Annotated in this window: 21 protein-coding genes; 14 read left to right on the forward strand and 7 right to left on the reverse strand. The window is 42.4% G+C overall.

The window, feature by feature from the left end; translation table 11 throughout:
- Positions 1 to 33: 33 nt before the first annotated feature.
- From dnaG to ACMX2I_RS08450, 5 genes are all read left to right on the forward strand, one after another.
- Positions 34 to 1,845 carry a DNA primase gene (gene dnaG, locus ACMX2I_RS08430; RefSeq protein ID WP_414956680.1) on the forward strand — a complete coding sequence of 604 codons (1,812 nt, stop codon included), beginning with the start codon at positions 34 to 36 and terminating at the stop codon, positions 1,843 to 1,845.
- A 199-nt stretch (positions 1,846 to 2,044) separates the two neighbouring features.
- Positions 2,045 to 3,160 (forward strand): RNA polymerase sigma factor RpoD, encoded by a 1,116-nt coding sequence (gene rpoD / locus ACMX2I_RS08435; protein ID WP_003226225.1) that lies wholly within the window; start codon positions 2,045 to 2,047, stop codon positions 3,158 to 3,160.
- A gap of 328 nt (positions 3,161 to 3,488) precedes the next feature.
- Positions 3,489 to 3,851, forward strand: coding sequence for a cytochrome c550 (cccA, locus tag ACMX2I_RS08440; RefSeq protein WP_087990746.1), 363 nt, complete (start codon positions 3,489 to 3,491; stop codon positions 3,849 to 3,851).
- 254 nt (positions 3,852 to 4,105) lie between these two features.
- Positions 4,106 to 4,756 carry a tRNA (adenine(22)-N(1))-methyltransferase TrmK gene (gene trmK / locus ACMX2I_RS08445; RefSeq protein ID WP_394716048.1) on the forward strand — a complete coding sequence of 217 codons (651 nt, stop codon included), beginning with the start codon at positions 4,106 to 4,108 and terminating at the stop codon, positions 4,754 to 4,756.
- The gene (locus tag ACMX2I_RS08450; protein WP_087990745.1) at positions 4,749 to 5,870 is read left to right on the forward strand and encodes a Nif3-like dinuclear metal center hexameric protein; all 1,122 of its coding nucleotides are present in this window, start codon (positions 4,749 to 4,751) and stop codon (positions 5,868 to 5,870) included. Before trmK ends, ACMX2I_RS08450 begins: the two co-directional genes overlap by 8 nt.
- A gap of 24 nt (positions 5,871 to 5,894) precedes the next feature.
- Here ACMX2I_RS08450 and ACMX2I_RS08455 read toward each other — a convergent pair whose 3' ends face one another.
- Entirely contained in the window at positions 5,895 to 6,839 is a 945-nt protein-coding gene (locus ACMX2I_RS08455) for a 4-hydroxy-3-methylbut-2-enyl diphosphate reductase (RefSeq protein ID WP_087990744.1), read from the reverse strand.
- Between the two features lie 122 nt (positions 6,840 to 6,961).
- Positions 6,962 to 7,684 (reverse strand): VrrA/YqfQ family protein, encoded by a 723-nt coding sequence (vrrA, locus tag ACMX2I_RS08460; protein WP_087990743.1) that lies wholly within the window; start codon positions 7,682 to 7,684, stop codon positions 6,962 to 6,964.
- A 167-nt stretch (positions 7,685 to 7,851) separates the two neighbouring features.
- Between vrrA and cshB the strand changes: the two genes are divergently transcribed.
- Together cshB and ACMX2I_RS08470 are read left to right on the forward strand one after the other, a co-directional pair.
- The gene (gene cshB / locus ACMX2I_RS08465) at positions 7,852 to 9,168 is read left to right on the forward strand and encodes a DEAD-box ATP-dependent RNA helicase CshB (RefSeq protein WP_087990742.1); all 1,317 of its coding nucleotides are present in this window, start codon (positions 7,852 to 7,854) and stop codon (positions 9,166 to 9,168) included.
- Positions 9,169 to 9,177: 9 nt separating this feature from the next.
- Positions 9,178 to 10,071 (forward strand): deoxyribonuclease IV, encoded by an 894-nt coding sequence (locus ACMX2I_RS08470; RefSeq protein WP_414956681.1) that lies wholly within the window; start codon positions 9,178 to 9,180, stop codon positions 10,069 to 10,071.
- Positions 10,072 to 10,097: 26 nt separating this feature from the next.
- Here ACMX2I_RS08470 and ACMX2I_RS08475 read toward each other — a convergent pair whose 3' ends face one another.
- Positions 10,098 to 10,352: a DUF2624 domain-containing protein gene (locus ACMX2I_RS08475; protein WP_414956682.1), complete on the reverse strand. Its 255-nt coding sequence runs from the start codon at positions 10,350 to 10,352 to the stop codon at positions 10,098 to 10,100.
- Between the two features lie 115 nt (positions 10,353 to 10,467).
- On the opposite strand from ACMX2I_RS08475, the gene ACMX2I_RS08480 reads away from it, so the two are divergent.
- Both ACMX2I_RS08480 and zur read left to right on the forward strand, forming a co-directional pair.
- Positions 10,468 to 11,349, forward strand: a complete 882-nt coding sequence (locus ACMX2I_RS08480) for a YitT family protein (RefSeq protein WP_414956683.1) — start codon at positions 10,468 to 10,470, stop codon at positions 11,347 to 11,349.
- 132 nt (positions 11,350 to 11,481) lie between these two features.
- Positions 11,482 to 11,919, forward strand: coding sequence for a zinc uptake transcriptional repressor Zur (gene zur, locus ACMX2I_RS08485; protein WP_087990739.1), 438 nt, complete (start codon positions 11,482 to 11,484; stop codon positions 11,917 to 11,919).
- A 37-nt stretch (positions 11,920 to 11,956) separates the two neighbouring features.
- Here zur and ACMX2I_RS08490 read toward each other — a convergent pair whose 3' ends face one another.
- On the reverse strand, positions 11,957 to 12,538 hold the full coding sequence (locus ACMX2I_RS08490) for a hypothetical protein (protein WP_087990738.1): 582 nt from the start codon (positions 12,536 to 12,538) through the stop codon (positions 11,957 to 11,959).
- Between the two features lie 132 nt (positions 12,539 to 12,670).
- Between ACMX2I_RS08490 and ACMX2I_RS08495 the strand changes: the two genes are divergently transcribed.
- Entirely contained in the window at positions 12,671 to 13,057 is a 387-nt protein-coding gene (locus ACMX2I_RS08495) for a DUF308 domain-containing protein (protein ID WP_414956684.1), read from the forward strand.
- Between the two features lie 24 nt (positions 13,058 to 13,081).
- On the opposite strand, the gene ispG is transcribed toward ACMX2I_RS08495, so the two are convergent.
- The 3 genes from ispG to ACMX2I_RS08510 form a co-directional block, all read right to left on the reverse strand.
- The gene (gene ispG, locus ACMX2I_RS08500) at positions 13,082 to 14,215 is read right to left on the reverse strand and encodes a flavodoxin-dependent (E)-4-hydroxy-3-methylbut-2-enyl-diphosphate synthase (protein WP_333561572.1); all 1,134 of its coding nucleotides are present in this window, start codon (positions 14,213 to 14,215) and stop codon (positions 13,082 to 13,084) included.
- 121 nt (positions 14,216 to 14,336) lie between these two features.
- A complete protein-coding gene (locus ACMX2I_RS08505; RefSeq protein ID WP_414956685.1) occupies positions 14,337 to 14,636 on the reverse strand; it encodes a LysM peptidoglycan-binding domain-containing protein in 300 nt (99 codons plus the stop codon).
- 94 nt (positions 14,637 to 14,730) lie between these two features.
- A complete protein-coding gene (locus tag ACMX2I_RS08510) occupies positions 14,731 to 15,492 on the reverse strand; it encodes a DUF1189 domain-containing protein (RefSeq protein WP_148962073.1) in 762 nt (253 codons plus the stop codon).
- Between the two features lie 109 nt (positions 15,493 to 15,601).
- On the opposite strand from ACMX2I_RS08510, the gene ACMX2I_RS08515 reads away from it, so the two are divergent.
- The 4 genes from ACMX2I_RS08515 to pbpA all read left to right on the forward strand — a co-directional run bounded on the left by ACMX2I_RS08515 (position 15,602) and on the right by pbpA (position 20,528).
- Positions 15,602 to 16,084, forward strand: a complete 483-nt coding sequence (locus tag ACMX2I_RS08515; RefSeq protein WP_414956686.1) for a DUF456 domain-containing protein — start codon at positions 15,602 to 15,604, stop codon at positions 16,082 to 16,084.
- Between the two features lie 181 nt (positions 16,085 to 16,265).
- Positions 16,266 to 16,874, forward strand: coding sequence for a superoxide dismutase SodA (sodA, locus tag ACMX2I_RS08520; protein ID WP_087990732.1), 609 nt, complete (start codon positions 16,266 to 16,268; stop codon positions 16,872 to 16,874).
- Between the two features lie 106 nt (positions 16,875 to 16,980).
- The gene (locus tag ACMX2I_RS08525; protein ID WP_414956687.1) at positions 16,981 to 18,273 is read left to right on the forward strand and encodes an MFS transporter; all 1,293 of its coding nucleotides are present in this window, start codon (positions 16,981 to 16,983) and stop codon (positions 18,271 to 18,273) included.
- Positions 18,274 to 18,386: 113 nt separating this feature from the next.
- Positions 18,387 to 20,528: a penicillin-binding protein 2A gene (pbpA, locus tag ACMX2I_RS08530; RefSeq protein ID WP_414956688.1), complete on the forward strand. Its 2,142-nt coding sequence runs from the start codon at positions 18,387 to 18,389 to the stop codon at positions 20,526 to 20,528.
- Positions 20,529 to 20,615 lie beyond the last annotated feature (87 nt).

A 20,615-nucleotide genomic window follows, 5' to 3' on the forward strand; every position in this document is an offset into this window, starting at 1 on the left:
AGCATCGAATAATGTACGACGGAGTGTTATAAGATGGGAAATCGGATACCAGATGAAATTGTGGATCAGGTGCAAAAGTCGGCAGATATCGTTGAAGTCATAGGTGATTATGTTCAATTAAAGAAGCAAGGCCGAAACTACTTTGGACTCTGTCCTTTTCATGGAGAAAGCACACCTTCGTTTTCCGTATCGCCCGACAAACAGATTTTTCATTGCTTTGGCTGCGGAGCGGGCGGCAATGTTTTCTCTTTTTTAAGGCAGATGGAAGGTTATTCTTTTGCTGAGGCGGTTTCTCACCTTGCTGACAAATACCAAATTGATTTTCCAGATGATATAACAGTTCATTCGGGAGCCCGGCCAGAATCTTCTGGAGAACAAAAAATGGCAGAGGCTCATGAGCTCTTGAAGAAATTTTACCATCATTTGTTAATAAATACAAAAGAAGGTCAAGAGGCACTGGATTATCTGCTTTCAAGGGGTTTTACGAAAGAGCTGATTGATGAATTTCAGATCGGCTATGCTCTTGATTCCTGGGACTTCATCACGAAGTTTCTCGTAAAGAGGGGCTATAGTGAGGCGGAAATGGAAAGAGCGGGTCTTCTGATCAGACGTGAAGACGGGAGCGGATATTTTGACCGTTTCAGAAACCGCGTCATGTTTCCGATCCATGATCATCACGGAGCTGTTGTTGCTTTCTCAGGCAGGGCTCTTGGCAGCCAGCAGCCTAAGTATATGAACAGTCCTGAAACACCGCTCTTTCATAAAAGTAAACTGCTTTACAATTTTTATAAAGCCCGCCTTCATATCAGAAAGCAGGAAAGAGCGGTCTTATTTGAGGGATTTGCCGATGTCATATCGGCCGTAAACTCGGGTGTGAAAGAGAGTATAGCCACGATGGGAACGTCTCTGACAGATGATCATGTCAAGATCCTGAGAAGAAATGTCGAAGAAATCATTCTTTGCTACGACTCTGATAAAGCCGGATATGAAGCCACCTTAAAAGCTTCTGAGCTTCTCCAAAGTAAAGGCTGCAAAGTCAGAGTTGCAATGATTCCTGACGGATTGGACCCTGACGATTACATCAAAAAGTTCGGCGGGGGAAAATTCAAAAACGACATTATCGATGCCAGTGTCACCGTGATGGCGTTCAAAATGCAATATTTCCGAAAAGGAAAGAACCTGTCCGATGAAGGCGATCGCCTGACTTACATTAAAGCTGTACTGAAAGAAATCAGCACGCTTAAAGGATCGCTTGAGCAGGAAGTCTATGTAAAACAGCTTGCTTCAGAGTTTTCGCTTTCACAGGAGTCTTTAACCGAGCAGCTGACTGTTTTCAGCAAGCAAAGCAAACCTGTTGACAATGGCGGTGAAACGAAAACACGGCGTGCGCATCTGACCACAAAGGCAAGGCAAAAACGTCTGCGTCCGGCGTATGAAAATGCAGAAAGGCTGTTACTCGCCCACATGCTTCGAGATCGGAGCGTCATTAAAAAAGTGATTGACCGGGTAGGCTTTCAATTTAATATTGATGAGCACCGCGCATTAGCCGCCTATCTTTACGCTTTTTATGAGGAGGGAGCCGAGCTTACGCCTCAGCATCTGATGGCCAGGGTGACGGATGATCATATAAGCCAGCTCTTGTCTGATATTTTAATGCTTCAGATTAATCAAGAACTCAGTGAAGCCGAGTTATCAGATTATGTAAAAAAAGTGTTGAATCACAGAAATTGGTCAATGATAAAAGAAAAAGAGACGGAAAGAGCCGAAGCCGAAAGGCAAAAAGATTTTTTAAGAGCTGCTTCTCTTGCTCAAGAAATCGTTACATTGAACCGATCTTTAAAATAACTGGAAAAACTGGTGAGAAGCGTTTATTGGCAATGATTCCTTGCGGAGGAGCAAATAGATCGCTTGACCTCATCATGAATTGTCATTTCATTATTCGCACATTATTAAAGGCAGTTCACATAGAAAACGCCTGAATGGACCGAATAAGAATCATACCGCTTATAGAATTCGTTGCAAGCTTTGGAAGGAGGGATCCATAATGGCTGATAAACAAACCCACGAGACAGAATTAACATTCGATCAAGTAAAAGAGCAATTAACAGAGTCTGGTAAAAAACGTGGCGTTTTGACATATGAAGAAATTGCCGAGCGTATGTCCAGCTTTGAAATTGAATCAGACCAAATGGATGAGTATTATGAATTTTTAGGTGAACAAGGTGTTGAATTAATTAGTGAGAATGAAGAAACAGAAGATCCTAATATTCAGCAGCTTGCCAAAGCCGAAGAAGAATTTGACCTTAATGACCTAAGTGTACCGCCGGGTGTCAAAATCAATGACCCAGTTCGGATGTATCTAAAGGAAATCGGCCGGGTTAACCTTCTATCTGCAAAAGAAGAAATCGCCTACGCTCAAAAGATTGAAGAAGGTGATGAAGAATCTAAACGCAGATTGGCTGAAGCGAACCTGCGGCTTGTTGTCAGTATCGCAAAACGGTATGTCGGACGCGGAATGCTGTTCCTTGACCTGATTCAAGAAGGTAACATGGGTCTGATGAAAGCCGTTGAAAAATTTGATTACCGCAAAGGTTATAAATTCAGTACGTATGCTACGTGGTGGATCAGACAGGCGATTACTCGCGCCATTGCCGATCAGGCGAGAACGATCCGGATTCCCGTTCATATGGTTGAAACCATTAATAAATTGATCCGTGTGCAGCGTCAATTACTGCAAGATTTAGGCAGAGAACCGACACCTGAAGAAATTGCGGAAGATATGGATTTAACACCTGAAAAAGTACGCGAAATCTTAAAGATCGCACAAGAGCCGGTATCGCTGGAAACACCGATCGGTGAAGAGGATGACTCGCATCTTGGTGATTTTATTGAAGACCAAGAAGCAACTTCACCTTCAGACCATGCCGCATATGAGCTGTTGAAAGAGCAGCTGGAAGATGTACTTGATACGTTAACTGATCGTGAAGAAAATGTATTGCGTCTTCGATTTGGTCTTGATGACGGCCGTACAAGAACACTAGAAGAGGTCGGCAAGGTATTTGGAGTAACGAGAGAGCGTATTCGACAAATCGAAGCTAAAGCGTTGCGGAAACTTAGACATCCTAGCAGAAGTAAACGTTTGAAAGATTTCCTGGAATAAGATGGAACGGGTCTTGTAGATCCGTTCTTCTTTTTTATCAAAAAGATATATGGATAATATGCCTTTATTTTACTGAAAAATGGTGTCATTTGCAAATGAACATTGTGGTGAAAAAATTCAAATATGAATCCATATTTTCTATTGTAAGCGTATACAATACATTATACAATAGAATAAAATAGATATCGGAGAAATAGGCATGTTTCAATTCAATTTTGTATAAAGTGTGAATAAAAAAATTTTGTATAGCAATCCATTTACTTTTTGTAAAATTAAGTTAGAATTAGAAGTGTTTACATAGGGGAAGGATCAAAAAGGGGGAAGGGAAATGAAATGGAATCCGCTTATTCCATTTTTACTGATCGCTGTTTTAGGTATTGGTCTGACTTTCTTTTTAGCAGTAAAGGGGCTTGATGATTCTCGAGAGATTGCAAGCGGCGGAGAAAGCAAATCTGCTGAAAAAGAAGATGCAAACGCTTCACCTGAGGATATTTACAAGGCAAACTGTATCGCGTGCCATGGTGAAAATTATGAAGGTGTTTCAGGTCCGAGCTTAAAAGGTGTAGGCGATAAGAAAGATGTCGCTGACATTAAAACCAAGATCGAAAAAGGCGGTAATGGAATGCCTTCTGGTCTTGTTCCGCCCGATAAGCTGGATGATATGGCAGAGTGGGTGTCAAAAATTAAATAAAAGATCTATCTTTCTCCTTATACGTTCTCAGGCCGCCGAGATATTCTCGACAGCCTTTTATTTTTATCTGCCGTGTGCAGAGCCGTCTCAAAAGAAAACACTGAAAATCATTCACTCAGCTTGGATTCCGGGCTGATTTTTTATATGATAGAAAAGGAAAAAATGATTGAGAAAAGTTGTGATGACAAGTGAACGAATTAAAATTATCGAAACGATTGCAAACAGTAGCGGAGTACATACCGAATGGAGCGGTGATGGCCGATATCGGATCTGACCACGCTTACCTTCCTTGTTATGCGGTGCTGAATCATAAAGCCAGCGGGGCAATTGTCGGAGAAATAACAGACGGCCCGTTTTTGTCCGCCAAGCGACAGGTTGAAAAATCAGGCTTAGCCCCGCACATTTCTGTAAGGCAGGGAGACGGCCTGGAAGTCATTAAAAAAGGTGAAGCCGATGCCATTACGATTGCGGGAATGGGCGGATCTTTGATCGCGCACATTTTAGAAGCGGGTAAAGACAAATTAACAGGGAAGGAACGGCTTATTTTACAGCCGAATATTCATGCTGTTCATATCAGGGAGTGGCTTTATAAAGAAGGATATGCGCTGATAGATGAGGTGATCCTTGAAGAGGACGGAAAGTGCTATGAGGTGCTTGTCGCCGAAGCGGGAGACAGAGATTCGGCTTATGCCGGTATTTCCTTATCAGCCGGAATGCTCGTCGGCCCTTTCTTGGCAAAAGAAAAGAATCCTGTATTTTTGAAAAAATGGACACAAGAGCTTCAGCATACAGAAAGCATTTATAAACAGATCAACCGAGCTTCAGGTACAGAACAAAACAAACAAAAATTAAAGGAGCTCTCCGATCGGATGGAGTTGCTAAAGGAGGTTATCGATCATGACTAAAACTGTAAATGGGCAGCAGATCATCCAGCTGTTTGAACAATTTTCTCCGAAAGCCTATGCGGTCGAAGGCGATAAAATCGGCTTGCAAATCGGCACCTTAAACAAACCGATTAAAAATGTAATGGTTACGCTTGATGTGTTGGAGAGCGTTATCGATGAAGCCATTGAAAAAGAGGTTGATTTGGTTATCGCACACCATCCTCCTATTTTCAGGCCCCTAAAGCATATTTCAACAGATCAGCCAGCCGGAAGGTTAATTGAAAAGTGTATGAAGCATGATATCGCTGTTTATGCAGCTCATACAAATTTAGACGTTGCGGACGGCGGCGTGAATGATTTGCTTGCTGAAGCATTAGAGCTGAGTGAGACGGAGGTGCTGGCGCCTACTTATACTGATCCTCTTAAAAAGCTGGCCGTATACGTGCCGAAGGAATATGAAGAGCAGGTCAGAGCGGCGCTCGGAAATGCGGGAGCCGGCCATATCGGCGAATACAGCCATTGTGCGTTTTCGTCTGAAGGAATCGGCAGCTTTAAGCCATTGGACGGCGCTAAGCCTTTTATCGGTGAAGTGGGAGAGCTTGAGCTTGTTCATGAAGTTAGGCTGGAGACTGTGTTTCCTAAAAGCATTGAAAAAGCTGTTATAAATGCAATGATCAAAAGCCATCCATATGAAGAAGTAGCTTACGATATCTATCCTGTCGAGCAGTCTCCAGCTGAAAAAGGGCTTGGACGTGTCGGAACACTTAAAAATGAGATGACGCTCAAGGAATTCGCTTTATTTGTGAAAGACAAGCTTGAAGTCAATGGTGTCAGAATGGTGGGTGAAGCTGACAGCATGGTGAAGAAGGTGGCTGTTCTTGGCGGGGATGGCAACAAGTATATTCATCATGCGAAACGAAAGGGCGCCGATGTTTACGTTACAGGAGATTTATACTTCCATGTGGCCCATGATGCGATGATGCTTGGCCTGAATGTTGTTGATCCGGGCCATTACGCGGAAAAAATTATGAAAGAAGGCGTCACGAGAAAACTAACATCCATGTGCAATGATAAAAAACTGGATGTGAATATCTTTGTTTCTGAAACAGATACAAATCCATTTGCATTTCTATAAAAAAAACTGAGGCTTTTTACAGCCTCAGTTTTTTGCTTTTACTTTCGGGAGTATTTTTTTGAGCGGTACACTGTGTTCAGTTGTCCAAGTTGATGGATCTTCATGATCAAACTGCTCCAAAAAGCGAATGACTTCTTTTGTGATCGGCGTTGGTGTTGAAGCTCCCGCAGTAACAGCGACGGTATTAACGCCTTTCAGCCATTCGAGCTTTAATTCGCTTAGGTCGCCGATTCGGTATGCTTTAGTGCCTGCTATTTCCTCCGATACTTGAGCGAGCCTATTTGAATTGTTGCTCTTCGGGTCGCCTACAACGATTGTTAGATCCGCTTTTTTCGCCTGTTCTGATACAGCTTCTTGCCGTACCTGAGTAGCGAGGCAAATCTCTTGGTGATATTCGACATGAGGATATTTCTCTTGTACAAGCTCCATAATGTCGTGAACATCCCATTGAGACATCGTTGTTTGATTGGTCACGATTAATTTCTCAGCTTGGATATCGAGATTTTTCACATCTTCTTCTGTTTCAACTAAGTGAACGATCTCAGGGGCTACGCCAACGGCTCCTTCAGGCTCTGGATGCCCTTTTTTGCCGATGTAGATTACGTGATATCCTTTTTCTTTCATCTCTAGAATTAAATTATGAGTTTTCGTCACATCCGGACATGTAGCATCAATTGCGACTAATCCTCTTTCGTCGGCGATTTTTCTGACCTCGGGAGAAACACCATGCGCAGTAAAAATCACAGTTCCTTTGTCAACCTGCTTCAGGATATCCAGACGATTAGCGCCGTCTAAAGTAAAGATTCCTTCCTCTTCAAACGCATCAGTGACGTGTTTATTATGAACAATCATCCCGAGTATATAGATGGGTCTTGGCAAGCTCTTATCAAGTGACGCGTTCTTGGCAATAACCATAGCATCAACAACGCCATAGCAATAGCCGCGCGGCGATATTTTAATTACGTCCATTTTCGGTTGTCCTCCAATACTGAAGTGAGTAAAGGCAATATAAAAAGCCGTAATCAAACGGCTCTATTCTTGCATTCTTCTGATCTCATTATAGCCAATCTCACTTCAGATATCAAAGAATGTTAAATATATAATCTCGGCTTTGAACTGCCTGATGTTCTTTTTGAAGAAGGAGAGGCGGCTTCATTTTTCTTCGGGGCAGATGTTTTTGATGTGTGTTCTTCTCCGTCAGGTTTTTTTGATTTCTTGGGGAGAGAAGAACTTTTTGGTTTTGATTTTTTGTTTCCGCCTGAGGTCTTTACTTCAGCCTCGTTCTCTGTTTCTGGGGTTTCTTCCGAATCTGTTTGTTTTTCATTTTCCTCATTGCTCTCTGTATCATCACTTTTACTTAATTGGCTGTACAGCTTCATCATTGCTGGCAGGTTGCGGACTAACGGGCCGTACTGCTGGATCATGGGAGTGACTTGCTGCGCCATGCCGAGCACTTTTTGCACATTCCCGAGCATACTGGATAAAGATGCAGGATTGGCGATATTTTGAATCCCTTGGAGACTTGAGCCTCCGCTCGCTGCGGCGCCAGCTCCAGGAACTCCGGCGCCGCCAGCGCCTCCTCCTCCGGGTAAGAACCTTGACAGCATTCCTTTTATGCCTCCGCCCGCACCATTTCTCGCCCCGGCATTTGCCTGAGGAAGAAATTGTCCGGATTGCTGAAAACCTTGCTGCTGCGGTCCAAATGAAGGTCTTCGCATATTAGGCGGTCTTCTTCCCATCATTTGCTGATTTGGCATGGGGCGGGGCGGTCCGGGCTGCGGGTAATTTCTCATCGGCTGCTGTGGTGAAAACATACTTGTACCTCCTTTCAGCTCTCTCTGCTATTAGAATATGCATGTGCTTCGGATTTGCTTTACATAACCGAATAAAACAAAAGCCTTGCAAACGTGGTGTTTTTAAGCAAGATCGGGTATAATGTAATGATGGATACATAATGTGCCGCTTTAAGGAGCTGGGAAAAATGAAAGAAACTAAATTTGAAGTATATGAATTGAAACCGTTTATTATAGATGCAGTACACCGCCTTGGTTTTTACGAACCGACTGATATTCAGAAAAGGCTGATTCCTGCAGTGTTAAAAAAAGAAAGCGTCATCGGCCAGTCACAGACGGGAACCGGAAAGACTCACGCTTATTTACTGCCATTATTAAACAAAATCGATCCTGCTAAGGATGTCGTTCAGGCTGTCATTACGGCTCCGACAAGAGAGCTTGCCAACCAGATTCATCAGGAAGCACTTAAAATCACCGAGGGTGAAGAAGGCAGTCAGATTCGCTCGAAATGTTTTATCGGAGGCACAGATAAACAAAAATCGATTGATAAACTGAAGACACAGCCGCATCTTGTCGTCGGTACGCCCGGTCGGATTGCCGATTTAATCAAAGAACAGGCGTTAAGTGTTCATAAAGCGGAATCCCTTGTTATTGATGAAGCCGATTTAATGCTGGACATGGGATTCATTGCGGATGTAGATTACATTGGTTCCCGCATGCCTGAGGACCTGCAGATGCTTGTGTTCTCAGCGACCATTCCGGAAAAGCTGAAACCATTTTTGAAGAAATATATGGAAAATCCAAAATACGCCCACGTGGAGCCAAAACAGGTGACTGCTGCGAAAATCGAGCATATTCTCATTCCTTCGAAACATCGTGACAAGGACAAGCTCCTTTTTGACATCATGTCTCATCTGAATCCATACTTGGGCATTGTGTTTGCCAATACGAAAAACGCTGCTGATCATATCGCTCAATATCTGACTGGCAAGGGCATGAAAATCGGGCTGCTGCACGGCGGATTAACGCCTCGAGAGCGGAAAAAAGTCATGAAGCAGATTAATGATTTGGAATTCACTTATGTCATTGCAACTGACCTTGCCGCACGAGGCATTGATATTAAAGGTGTCAGCCATGTGATCAACTATGAGCTGCCGGATGATCTCGATTTCTATGTTCACCGTGTGGGCAGAACAGCTCGCGCCGGCTCATCAGGACAAGCGATGACCATTTACGAGCTTTCTGATGAGGATGCATTAGCCAGACTTGAGAAAATGGGCATCGAGTTTGATTACTTAGAGCTTGAAAAGGGCGAGTGGAAAAAAGGCGATGACCGCCAGCGCCGCAAAAAACGCAAAAAAACGCAGAATGAAGCGGATGAAATAGCGCATCGTCTCGTGAAAAAGCCGAAGAAGGTTAAGCCTGGATATAAAAAGAAAATGAGCTACGAGATGGAGAAAATCAAGAAAAAACAGAGAAGAAACCAATCTAAGAAAAGAAAGTAGGGGAACCTGTTGTTGAGAATAGGCTCACACGTCTCTATGAGCGGGAAACATATGCTTCTGGCTGCAAGCCAGGAAGCAGCCTCTTATGGGGCGAACACGTTTATGATCTATACAGGCGCACCGCAAAATACGCGCCGGAAGAAAATTGAAGATTTAAATATAGAAGCTGGCCGGACACACATGCAAGAAAATGGAATTGACGAGATTATCGTACATGCGCCTTATATTATTAATATTGGCAACACGACAAACCCGTCCACTTTTGAGCTGGGTGTCGACTTTCTTCGTTCTGAAATTGAACGGACAGCGGCCATCGGAGCGAAGCAGATTGTGCTTCACCCGGGCGCTCACGTAGGAGCGGGAGCTGAAGCAGGCATCAAAAAAATTATTGAAGGCTTAAATGAAGTAATTGATCCGAATCAAAATGTCCAGATTGCATTAGAAACAATGGCAGGAAAAGGATCAGAGTGCGGCAGAAGCTTTGAGGAGCTTGCACAGATTATTGATGGCGTTACACACAATGAGCTTTTGTCAGTATGCTTTGACACGTGCCATACACATGATGCCGGATATCAGATTGTCGAAGACTTTGACGGAGTGCTGAATGAGTTCGATAAAATCGTTGGCATTGACCGTATTAAAGTGCTCCATATTAATGACAGCAAAAATGTCAAAGGCGCAAGAAAAGACCGACATGAAAACATCGGCTTTGGTGAAATCGGATTTGACGCACTGCAATATGTTGTTCATCATGAGCAGTTAAAAGACATTCCAAAAATCCTTGAAACACCGTATGTCGGTGAAGATAAAAAGAATAAAAAACCGCCATACCGCTTTGAGATTGACATGCTGAAAGAAAAAAAATTTGATGACACATTGCTCGAAAAGATTTTACAGCAATAAAAAATGGGGGATAGCTCCCCCATTTTTTAGCTTGTAAATTGTTTGAATAGTTCATTAACGGTTTGCGCTGTTTCTTTTGATGTAATTGCCTCTACTTGTTTCAGCAGCCGCATTCGTTCATTTTCATTAAAGATGTTCACATTTTTCCCGTATAACAGGTTTGCTACTTCAATGGCCTGCGGTCTTGTTAGGCTGATTCCGTATTGTGTTGAGTACTTCAGCAAATCGTCAGCAGTAGCCTGATTAAGTCGCTGCAAAATAATTCTTTGAAATAAAATCATCGACCATTCCACCTCCAAACTTAATGTATGGGCAAATCATCAAAATGTGTCAGTGTTTAATGGTAAAATAGATTTATAATATATTTAAAATAGTTATTGCAGGAGAGGAGATTTTATGACCCCAACAAAACAGCATAAGAGAGAAACGTTTTTCCACTTTATGTTCAGGGTCTTCATGATTCTGGCAGGAGCTGCATCTGCGGCTGTTAGTATCGAATTATTTTTAATCCCCAATCATTTTATTGATGGCGGAATCATCGGTGTATCACTTATTTTAGACCATCTCTTCATGTCAACTCCCGTTTTGAATTTCGCTATATTTGTTGTCATTTTAAATATTCCTTTTATGATCTTCGGTTATAAATATATTGGTAAGACCTTCCTAGTCTCTACGATGATTGGGATTGTCGGGCTTGCCGTTATTGAATCCTCGCTTCACCATGTAGAAGCCATTACAAACCAACCTATTTTGGCGACTGTTTTCGGCGGTCTTTTACTCGGCTTTGGCGTCGGACTCGTTATTCGAAACGGAGGTTCAATGGATGGTACGGAAATTCTCGGGATTTTACTGACGAAAAAGCTGCCGTTTTCAGTAGGTGAGTTCGTTATGCTCATCAATGTATTCATTTTCATTTGGGCTGGGTTTGTGTTCGGTCCTGAGCAAGCAATGTACTCTTTCATGACTTATTATATTGCGATGAAAACCATTGATGCCGTGATCCAAGGGCTTGATGAAACAAAAGCTGTCATTATTGTGTCAGATCAGTATGATGAGATTTCCGACGCGATTTTGCACCGTCTCGGTCGAGGAACAACCAAGCTGAAGGGGAAAGGCGGATATACTGACGAAGAAAAGGACGTGATTTACGCGGTTGTCACTAGACTGGAAGTGACAAAGCTTAAAACGATCGTGTTTGAAGTTGATCATAACGCTTTCATTACCATTATGAATACCCATGAAACGAGAGGCGGGAAATTCAAAAACGCAATCCACTAGGCTTTCATTTACTTTTATTCATTTTATGGGTATAATTTTATCTGCGGTAAAGAAAATGGCTTGCTGGTCAGACAGCTGCCATTTTCTTTTTCATACATGTGTTCTTAAGCAAAGTGAAAAGGGGGACCCTTCATGAACGTACAAGAAGCGTTGAACCTACTGAAAGAAAATGGGTATAAATATACAAATAAACGGGAAGATATGCTGCAGCTTTTTGCTGATTCAGACAGGTATCTTACCGCTAAAAACGTACTGTCTGCATTAAATGATGATTATCCCGGCTTAAGCTTTGATACAATCTACAGAAACCTTTCTTTGTATGAAGAACTAGGCATTTTGGAAACAACTGAGCTGTCTGGTGAAAAGCTCTTCCGATTTAAGTGTTCGTTTACTCATCATCACCATCACTTTATTTGTCTTGCCTGCGGCAAAACAAAGGAAATTGAGTCATGTCCGATGGACAAGCTTTATGATGATTTAGATGGCTATGAGGTCAGCGGGCATAAATTTGAGATTTACGGCACATGCCCTGATTGTACAGCGGAAAATCAAGAAAACACGACTGCGTAATTGTATATATGAGAAAAAGGAGCCCTGGGCTCCTTTTTCAGTTATTGACACGTATCAAATGATGTTTGTTTTTGTTCATCCATTGAACGGCTTCCAGCCAGTTGCTGACTCTGATGATGTTCGAATCAATTGGAAGCTGATTATAAGGGGAATTGAATAAAATCACCGGTATATCGGCTTCTTTCGCAATCATCATTGCGTTTCCGTGATGATCCTCGAAAAACAAGTCGATGTTATGATTTTTGACTGCCTCAACTTTATGATGGCCGCCAACGAGTTCGATATGGTCGAAATGAATGTTTTGTCTGTCAAACCATTCATAGGTAATATCAGTTAAATGAGTTCGCCTCGCTGTAATATAAATAAGCTTGTGCTCCTCTTTGAGGAGGTCAAGTGACTGTTTTGCGTGCTGCGCAAGCATTGCTTCCTTATATATGATCGCTTCATTTTGATTCATCCAATCCCAAAATTCTTCCTGCGTAATGTTTAACAGCTTTGTCAAATCATAATCCGTCATATCTTCTAATGAAATGGAAAGATTAAACGAGCGGTTCAAATAAGGGACGAATGTATCCTGAGCCGTGATTGTGCCGTCAATATCTATTCCTAAGCGTAACATGCCCACACTCCTTCAGTTTCATCCTTTCAAGTGTAACATAAACAATTAACATTACCAGAAAAGTTTAGCAAACATGAAACGGGTAAAATGGTTCAAACTATAAAAGCTCCTTTAATAAAACAGAAGGGGGAATTGAAGGTGGCAGATTACGAAAAACGTGACAACAACAGCTACTATGTTGACCATGGTTCTGAAGGAACAAATATTACCCGCGACAATGATGGTTTTTTTGAGGAAACGGCTGCAGAAATCGCAGAGCCTTTCCGTACTGCTGATCGCAACAATGATCGAGACAATGACCGCAGCGGCGGCAATGTCAATGAAGGACGGGGAATGGGATATATTGCGTTAGCCTTGTCCATTATTTCATTGTTTGTACTGCCTGTTTTATTGGGAGCTGCCGGTATTATTGTCGGCTATATCGCAAGAAGAAGAGGTGCTCAGGGCTTGGGAGCTTGGGCGATGGGTATCGGTGTCGTTTCATTAGTGCTTGGAATATTTATTATTCCGTTTTTTTAACATAAAAAGCTTGACGGGTTCCCGTCAAGCTTTTTGTGTCTCTTCTTTTGATTTAGCTTTTTCAGCTTCAAGCTTTGCATAGTGTTCCTCAGCAAGAATGTCGATTTCCTTCTTGAGTTCCTCTACCATTGTTTCCTCTGGAACTTTACGGACAATTTTTCCTTTCCGGAATAACAGTCCTTCACCGCGTGCGCCGGCGATTCCGATATCGGCTTCTCTAGCTTCACCCGGTCCGTTTACGGCACAGCCGAGAACAGCAACTTTGATCGGCGCTTTTATCTTAGAAATATACTCTTCCACTTCATTGGCGATGCTGATGAGGTCAATCTCAATACGGCCGCAAGTCGGACATGAGATGAGTGTGGCAGCATTGGAGGCTAAGCCGAAAGATTTCAGAAGCTCCCTTGCTACTTTTACCTCTTCCACAGGATCTGCGCTTAATGAAATACGCAAGGTGTTTCCGATGCCCTTGCTTAAAATCGCGCCGAGTCCTGCTGCGCTCTTAACTGTGCCGGCAAACAGCGTTCCTGACTCGGTGATCCCAAGGTGCAGCGGGTAATCAAATGCTTTCGACGCTTTTTCATAAGCCTCGATCGCAAGGTTGACGTCAGATGCCTTCATGCTGACAATAATATCGTGAAAGTCAAGGTCTTCAAGAATTTTAATGTGGTGAAGTGCGCTTTCTACCATTCCGTCGGCTGTCGGATAACCGTATTTTTCTAAAATCCGTTTTTCAAGTGAACCGGCGTTTACTCCGATTCTGATCGGAATCCCTTTTTCTTTCGCCGCTTTAACGACCGCTTCGACTTTTTCACGGCGGCCGATGTTGCCAGGGTTGATTCGGATCTTATCAGCTCCGCCTTCAATGGCTTTTAACGCAAGCTTATAATCGAAATGGATGTCAACAACGAGCGGAATGGAAATCTGTTTTTTAATATCTGCAATGGCGTTTGCCGCCCGTTCATCCGGACATGCTACCCGAACGACTTGGCATCCGGCTTCAGCCAACCGGTTAATTTCCGCAACCGTTGCTTCCACATCATGTGTTTTTGTTGTTGTCATGCTTTGGATGACAACTTCATTGTTGCCGCCTATTGTTAAAGGTCCCACTTTGACGGGACGCGTTTTTGTACGATGTGTGATTTCACTCACTTGCAATCGCTCCTTAATTGTAGTTGCCGCTTCTAGATGTAACAATTCTAGTATGGTTTATGTGAATTTATTTTACAAATTACATTGTAACAGTGTCTTCGCCAAACTGACAAGAAATTAACGTTAATTAAGGGTAGACCGGGAATTTGTACGCTGTTCCCGCTTGAATGGCGTTGGCCCTTACATTCGGATTCAGTGCTTCAAAATCCTTTACAATGTCGTCAGGAGAACCTGCTGATCCGACAATTGACATAACCGTGTCACCCGGCTTAACCTTCACCGTTTTGTACGCTGGTCCTTGTGCAGCCGTTTTTGCTGATGCTTCATAGACAGGGAGGTCCTGAATGGGTATTGTTCCAATTTTAAGATCATAAAAAAGAATAAAAAGAATAAAAACAATGCTGCATACAAAGGTGAGACGCTTCATCACTTTTCCTCCCGCATACAAGATTTTATACCATCGTATGCTTGTCCTTTTTAATCCATGACAAAAGAAAAGAGACTGCGAATGCAGTCTCGGATTATACAGCAGCTTTTTTGGACGGAATCTCTTTCAACACGAGAAACAGGATGACAATATTGACAAACCAGTTCAGCAAAAATTCACTTGGAACTGCCGCTTCTAATGCGCGCATGATCGTAAAGAATACGGTCGAAAGGGTGATGGAATAGGCCGAAAGCTTCCAGAGCTGATGGTAGGATAGATGCTTTCTTTGTGAATTCTTAATGATTAATCCGATAAGCGCCAAAAATGATACTTCAATGAATTTTCCTGCGGCAGTTACAAGGAAAATGAGAGCTGAGAGAACAGTTACGATCATCGTTTTATTTTGGTTTAAACCTGCGATGACATCTTTTTTCTTTAACTCTGACGGTATCATTGAGTAAGGCATTTCCTGAGCCTGTCCGTCAATGGCCAAAACAAATTTGTTCTGGAGGATGCCGATCGCATTTTGCTTTGCTTCAATTTGCTTGGTACCGTAAGCGTCCGTCGGATCAAATACGATAACGAAACCATTTGCCTGTGATTCCGTCGCTTTTTTCTCATCCGTTTGAAGTTTGCCGTTTGAAATTGTGAAATCAGGGAAATCTTTGTTTAACACGGTTTTAAAGCCGTTCATTGATTTTACGGTCCCTGAGCTTACATAATAAGCGGTAGGAATTGCAAAAAGGACAGAAAGCAAAAATACATAAAGAATCGCTTTACCGATTCCTTGAAATCGTGTTTTTGCGATATCGCGGGGAGAGTATGTACTTTTGATGAAAAGCTGAAATATATTCACTATCTTCACTTCCTAGCTATACTAATATATGTTGCTTATTGTATCGTTGCCCGCGTGTGAATACAAGGAAGACATGAAGAAAACAGATGAAAAAGGGAGGAAGAATGCTATGGATATGTTGTATTGGCTGTTGATTGGGGCGGTATTTATCATCGCCTTTATTGGGCTGGTGTATCCCATTATTCCGAGTGTCATATTTATCGTTGCCGGATTTGTATTGTATGGATTTTTGTTTTCATTCAGTCCTTATTCTTATATGTTCTGGCTCGTCGAAGCTGTTTTTGCCGCAGTATTATTCGCCGCGGATTACGTGTCTAATCTGCTCGGAGTAAAAAGGTTCGGCGGAAGCAAAGCCGCTATATGGGGAAGCACGATCGGTTTATTAATCGGGCCTTTTGTCATTCCGGTTGCGGGAATCATATTAGGTCCGTTTATCGGGGCTGTTTGTGCAGAACTTATCGTCCACCAAAAGGACGTCAAGTCAGCGTTTAAAATCGGTCTCGGCTCACTCATTGGCTTTTTAACAGGGGTTATTGCAAAGGGCATGATACAGCTTTTGATGATCGGATATTTTTTATGGACGGTCCTATAAGAATTGCGGACGGCATGTTTAATGGGGCGAATTATCGGTTAAAGTGAAATATGTTCGCTGAAATGAGCCAAGATGTGAGCTTTTTCATTGCTTACAAAGCATACTTTTGTTACATTGAATGAAGAAAGGCTCGCTGTGAAGCGGCATTTCAGTACATATATATATTAAAGGAGGAATTATCATGGCTTACGAACTTCCAGAATTACCTTATGCGTACGATGCTTTAGAACCGCATATCGACAAGGAAACTATGACTATTCATCATACGAAACACCACAACACATACGTTACAAATTTAAACAAAGCGGTTGAAGGAAACACTGCTCTTGCAACCAAATCAGTTGAAGAGCTGGTTGCAGATATTAATTCTGTTCCTGAAAACATCCGCACTGCTGTCCGCAACAACGGCGGCGGACACGCAAACCACAAATTATTCTGGACACTTTTATCTCCAAACGGCGGCGGCGAGCCGACTGGCGCGCTTGCTGATGAGATCAATAGTGTATTTGGAAGCTTTGACAAATTCAAAGAGCAATTCGCAGCTGCAGCAGCTGGACGCTTCGGTTCTGGCTGGGCATGGCTTGTTGTTAACAACGGCAAACTTGAAATCACAAGCACGCCAAACCAAGATTCTCCGCTTTCAGAAGGCAAAACGCCTATCTTAGGTCTTGACGTTTGGGAGCATGCTTACTACCTTAACTATCAAAACCGCCGCCCTGATTACATTTCAGCGTTCTGGAATGTTGTGAACTGGGACGAAGTGGCTCGTCTATACAGCGAAGCAAAATAATGACACTAGCAAGGTCCTCGATACAGGGCCTTGTTTTTTTATGTCTTCTTTTTACATATCTCGGTTTGAGTGAGACAGACTAAGGGATAGTAAAGGGGAGTCAGTAATGAGCAAACTAAAAAAAGTGATTGGCGATGTAGACGTAAACAAAGGGTTACTCTTTCTGCTGACTATTGGCGGGCTTTACTCACTGGGAATTGCACTGTCCAATACATTTGTTAATGTGTATCTTTGGAAGCAGTCAGGGAAATTTATTGATTTGGCGATATATAATTTATCCATTGTGACAATGCAGCCGATAACCTTTTATTTGGCTGGACGGTTAGCCAAAAAAATAGACAGGGTGTTCATTTTAAGGTTCGGCGTCATTTTTTTAGCTGCCTTTTATTTAAGTGTGCTTTTAGCCGGAGAAACGGCAGCCAGCCGGCTCGTGCTGATCGGCGCGGTGCTCGGAGTGGGCTATGGCTTTTATTGGCTTGCGTTTAACGTTCTGACCTTTGAAATCACAGAGCCGGATACGCGAGACTTTTTCAACGGATTTATGGGCATTCTGTCTTCCTCGGCAGGAATGATCGGCCCGATTGTAGCGGGATTTGTTATCTCAAGGCTTGAAAATAATACGGGTTACACAGTGATTTTCAGCCTCTCCCTCAGTTTGTTTGCATTGGCTGTTGTGATGAGCTTTTTTTTAAAACGAAGAGAATCAAAGGGCCGTTTTATGCTGAGCAAAGTATTTGGAGAGCGCCATAGCAATATGAATTGGCGGAGAATTACGAATGCGCATTTTTTTCAAGGCTTAAGAGAAGGGATTTTTGTTTTTTTAATCAGTGTTTTTGTATTTATTGAGACAAACAGCGAACTGGCCCTCGGCACATTCGGCCTTGTCAACTCAGCTGTTTCTTTCTTTGCCTATTACTTTGCATCCAGGCTGATTAAGAAAAAGGCCAGAAAAAAATCGATTTTGCTGGGCGGCCTTATTTTGTATGGAGCGCTGTTTTTGATTCTGTTTCATATGAGCTTTGCGACATTATTGACGTACGGCGTATTTATTGCCATCGGCTATCCTCTTTTGCTCGTGCCATATGTTTCACTTACATATGATGTGATAGGCCGGGCGAGACATGCCAGAAAAGCAAGAATTGAATATATCGTGCTGAGGGAATTGTTTTTAAACGCCGGCAGGATTGTCTCCATTTTAGGCTTTCTCCTGATCGTGGCTCTTCTCAAAGAAGATGTGGGAATTCCTTTGTCACTTGCTATCTTGGGCGTAGGACATCCGCTGATTTATTACTTTGTCAAGGATATCCGTTTTAAGGAGAAAGAAGAGGAAAATCAAACCATGGAAGAGGATGGCCAAAAAAGGGTCACTGAACCGAATCTTTTAAAAGGCGAAAGATAATTTTTTGTCAAAAAGGGGTTATCTGTAGAAAAAAGTCGAAAAAACCTTTAAAATGAAAACTGGCACTCTTACTTGAGTGTCTTTTCTTTCTGTAAATAGAAAAAGGTGATGTTATGAGGAGAAATAAACCAAAAACACAAAATCATAAAGAGAAAAAGAAGTCGCTGCCGATCCGGCTGAATATTTTATTCTTGGCCGCCTTTGTTATATTTACCTGGATCATTGTGGAACTGGGGATCAAGCAGATCGTGCAAGGCGATGATTACAAAAATCAAGCCAATAAGCAGGAACAAAGTGAAGTCAGCTCCGCAGTGCCGCGCGGTAAAATTTATGATCGAAACTTTAATGCCATCGTGACAAATAAGGCTTTAAATGCAATCACATACACCAGATCTAAATCGACCTCGCAAGAGCAGCGTTTAAAGATCGCAAAAAAGCTGTCTGAGATGATTAAAGTCGATACAAAAAAAGTAACAGAACGGGATAAAAAGGATTATTGGATTTTGACTAGGCCGAAAGAAGCCAAAAAGCTGATTACCTCTAAAGAAAGACAGCAGGCAGAAGACAAAAAATTATCCGATAACGATTTATATCAGCTTCAGCTAAAACGAATTACTGACAAGCAGATGAATGACCTGACGGATAAAGACATGCAGATCCTCGCCATCAAAAGACAGATGGATTCAGGGTACGCATTGACCCCTCAATATATCAAAAATGAAGATGTATCAGCGAAGGAAATGGCAGTGGTAAGTGAACATTTAGACGAACTGCCGGGTGTTGATGTCACGTCCGATTGGGAACGTGACTATCCGTATAAAAACCTTCTCCGCTCAGTGCTCGGAAGTGTTTCCAGCTCTGATGAAGGATTGCCGTCCAATTTGCTCGAGCATTACCTGTCGCTTGGCTACAGCCGAAATGACAGGGTCGGAAAAAGCTATTTGGAATACCAATACGAAAGCCTTCTGCAAGGACAAAAAGCAAAGGTAGAAAACATTACAGATTCAAACGGCAATGTCACGGGAACGAAAACCGTTTCTGAAGGCAAAGCCGGTAAAGATCTCGTGCTTACGATTGATATTGATTTGCAAAAGTCAGTTGAAAAAATCATTGAGAAGAATTTAAAATCAGCTAAAGCAAGAGCAAGCACTCAATTGTTAGACCGCGCTTTCGTTGTCATGATGGATCCAAGAAACGGTGAAGTGCTGACAATGGCGGGCAAGCAGATTAAACTAGAAAATGGAGCATACAAGTTTGATGATTATGCATTAGGAAATATGACTTCATCCTATGCCATGGGATCAGCTGTTAAAGGTGCAACCGTACTAACGGGTCTTCAAACCGGCGCCATCAACTTAAATACGGTTTTTCAAGATGAGCCGTTATATATCGGTCAAGATAAAAATGGTAAAAAATCTTGGAAGAATTTAGGTTCGGTTAATATTCAAAGAGCGTTAGAGCAGTCTTCCAACGTATTTATGTTTAAAACTGCGATTGCAATCGGTAAAGGCGAGTATAAACCACATCAAGCTTTACCGATTGATACTGCGGCCTTTGATACATTCCGTAATCATTTTAGCCAGTTTGGATTGGGTGTCAAAACTGGAATTGATCTTCCAAATGAAATGACAGGCTATAAAGGAACAAACAGATTGACGGGATTTTTGCTTGACTATGCGATCGGTCAGTACGATACTTATACACCGCTGGAACTGGCGCAATACGTATCAACGATTGCAAACGGGGGCTATCGCTTGAAGCCTCAGCTTGTAAAAGAAGTCAGAGAACCCAATGCTGAAAAAGGGATCGGAGCAGTAGTACAATCTGTTCAGCCTGAAGTGCTGAATAAAATTGATATGAAAAGCGATTATATTAAAGAGGTACAGGCCGGGTTCAGACGAGTGATGACAAAAGGGACAGCCGCGACCCAATTTGCTTCAGCTTCCTATCAGCCTGCCGGCAAAACAGGAACAGCGCAGTCTTTCTATGATGGGCCTGATAAATCAAAAACAGGAACAGCGGCTTATAATACGACACTTGTCGCTTATGCGCCGGCCGATAATCCTGAGATTGCGATCTCTGTCGTAGTACCTTGGGCTTATATTGATTATGGCGCTAAATATACCATTACAAACGAAATCGGCAGAGAAGTATTGGATAAATATTTTGAGCTGAAATCGAAGCAGGACAAAGAAGATACTCAGCAAAAGAATAAAGACAAAATCGAAGAAAACGCAACGTCTTCTAATGACTAAAATGAAACGCTCACATGATGTGGGCGTTTTTTTATACAAAAAAACGCATTGATTTACAAAACCTTAACATTCGATTCAAACCCTTTT

Origin of the sequence: Bacillus sp. SW14, assembly GCF_047608225.1 — a bacterium.
GTDB lineage: Bacteria > Bacillota > Bacilli > Bacillales > Bacillaceae > Bacillus > Bacillus subtilis_G.

Bases quoted from the DNA above. Each gene is read 5' to 3' on its own strand.
- cshB (WP_087990742.1), top strand. From the start codon at position 7,852: ATGAAAGAAACTAAATTTGAAGTATATGAATTGAAACCGTTTATTATA.
- rpoD (WP_003226225.1), top strand. From the start codon at position 2,045: ATGGCTGATAAACAAACCCACGAGACAGAATTAACATTCGATCAAGTA.
- ACMX2I_RS08450 (WP_087990745.1), top strand. From the start codon at position 4,749: ATGACTAAAACTGTAAATGGGCAGCAGATCATCCAGCTGTTTGAACAA.
- cccA (WP_087990746.1), top strand. From the start codon at position 3,489: ATGAAATGGAATCCGCTTATTCCATTTTTACTGATCGCTGTTTTAGGT.
- sodA (WP_087990732.1), top strand. From the start codon at position 16,266: ATGGCTTACGAACTTCCAGAATTACCTTATGCGTACGATGCTTTAGAA.
- trmK (WP_394716048.1), top strand. From the start codon at position 4,106: ATGGCCGATATCGGATCTGACCACGCTTACCTTCCTTGTTATGCGGTG.
- ACMX2I_RS08515 (WP_414956686.1), top strand. From the start codon at position 15,602: ATGGATATGTTGTATTGGCTGTTGATTGGGGCGGTATTTATCATCGCC.
- dnaG (WP_414956680.1), top strand. From the start codon at position 34: ATGGGAAATCGGATACCAGATGAAATTGTGGATCAGGTGCAAAAGTCG.
- pbpA (WP_414956688.1), top strand. From the start codon at position 18,387: ATGAGGAGAAATAAACCAAAAACACAAAATCATAAAGAGAAAAAGAAG.
- ACMX2I_RS08480 (WP_414956683.1), top strand. From the start codon at position 10,468: ATGACCCCAACAAAACAGCATAAGAGAGAAACGTTTTTCCACTTTATG.
- ACMX2I_RS08505 (WP_414956685.1), bottom strand. From the start codon at position 14,636: ATGAAGCGTCTCACCTTTGTATGCAGCATTGTTTTTATTCTTTTTATT.
- ACMX2I_RS08455 (WP_087990744.1), bottom strand. From the start codon at position 6,839: ATGGACGTAATTAAAATATCGCCGCGCGGCTATTGCTATGGCGTTGTT.
- ACMX2I_RS08475 (WP_414956682.1), bottom strand. From the start codon at position 10,352: ATGATTTTATTTCAAAGAATTATTTTGCAGCGACTTAATCAGGCTACT.
- zur (WP_087990739.1), top strand. From the start codon at position 11,482: ATGAACGTACAAGAAGCGTTGAACCTACTGAAAGAAAATGGGTATAAA.
- ACMX2I_RS08525 (WP_414956687.1), top strand. From the start codon at position 16,981: ATGAGCAAACTAAAAAAAGTGATTGGCGATGTAGACGTAAACAAAGGG.
- ACMX2I_RS08490 (WP_087990738.1), bottom strand. From the start codon at position 12,538: ATGTTACGCTTAGGAATAGATATTGACGGCACAATCACGGCTCAGGAT.
- vrrA (WP_087990743.1), bottom strand. From the start codon at position 7,684: ATGTTTTCACCACAGCAGCCGATGAGAAATTACCCGCAGCCCGGACCG.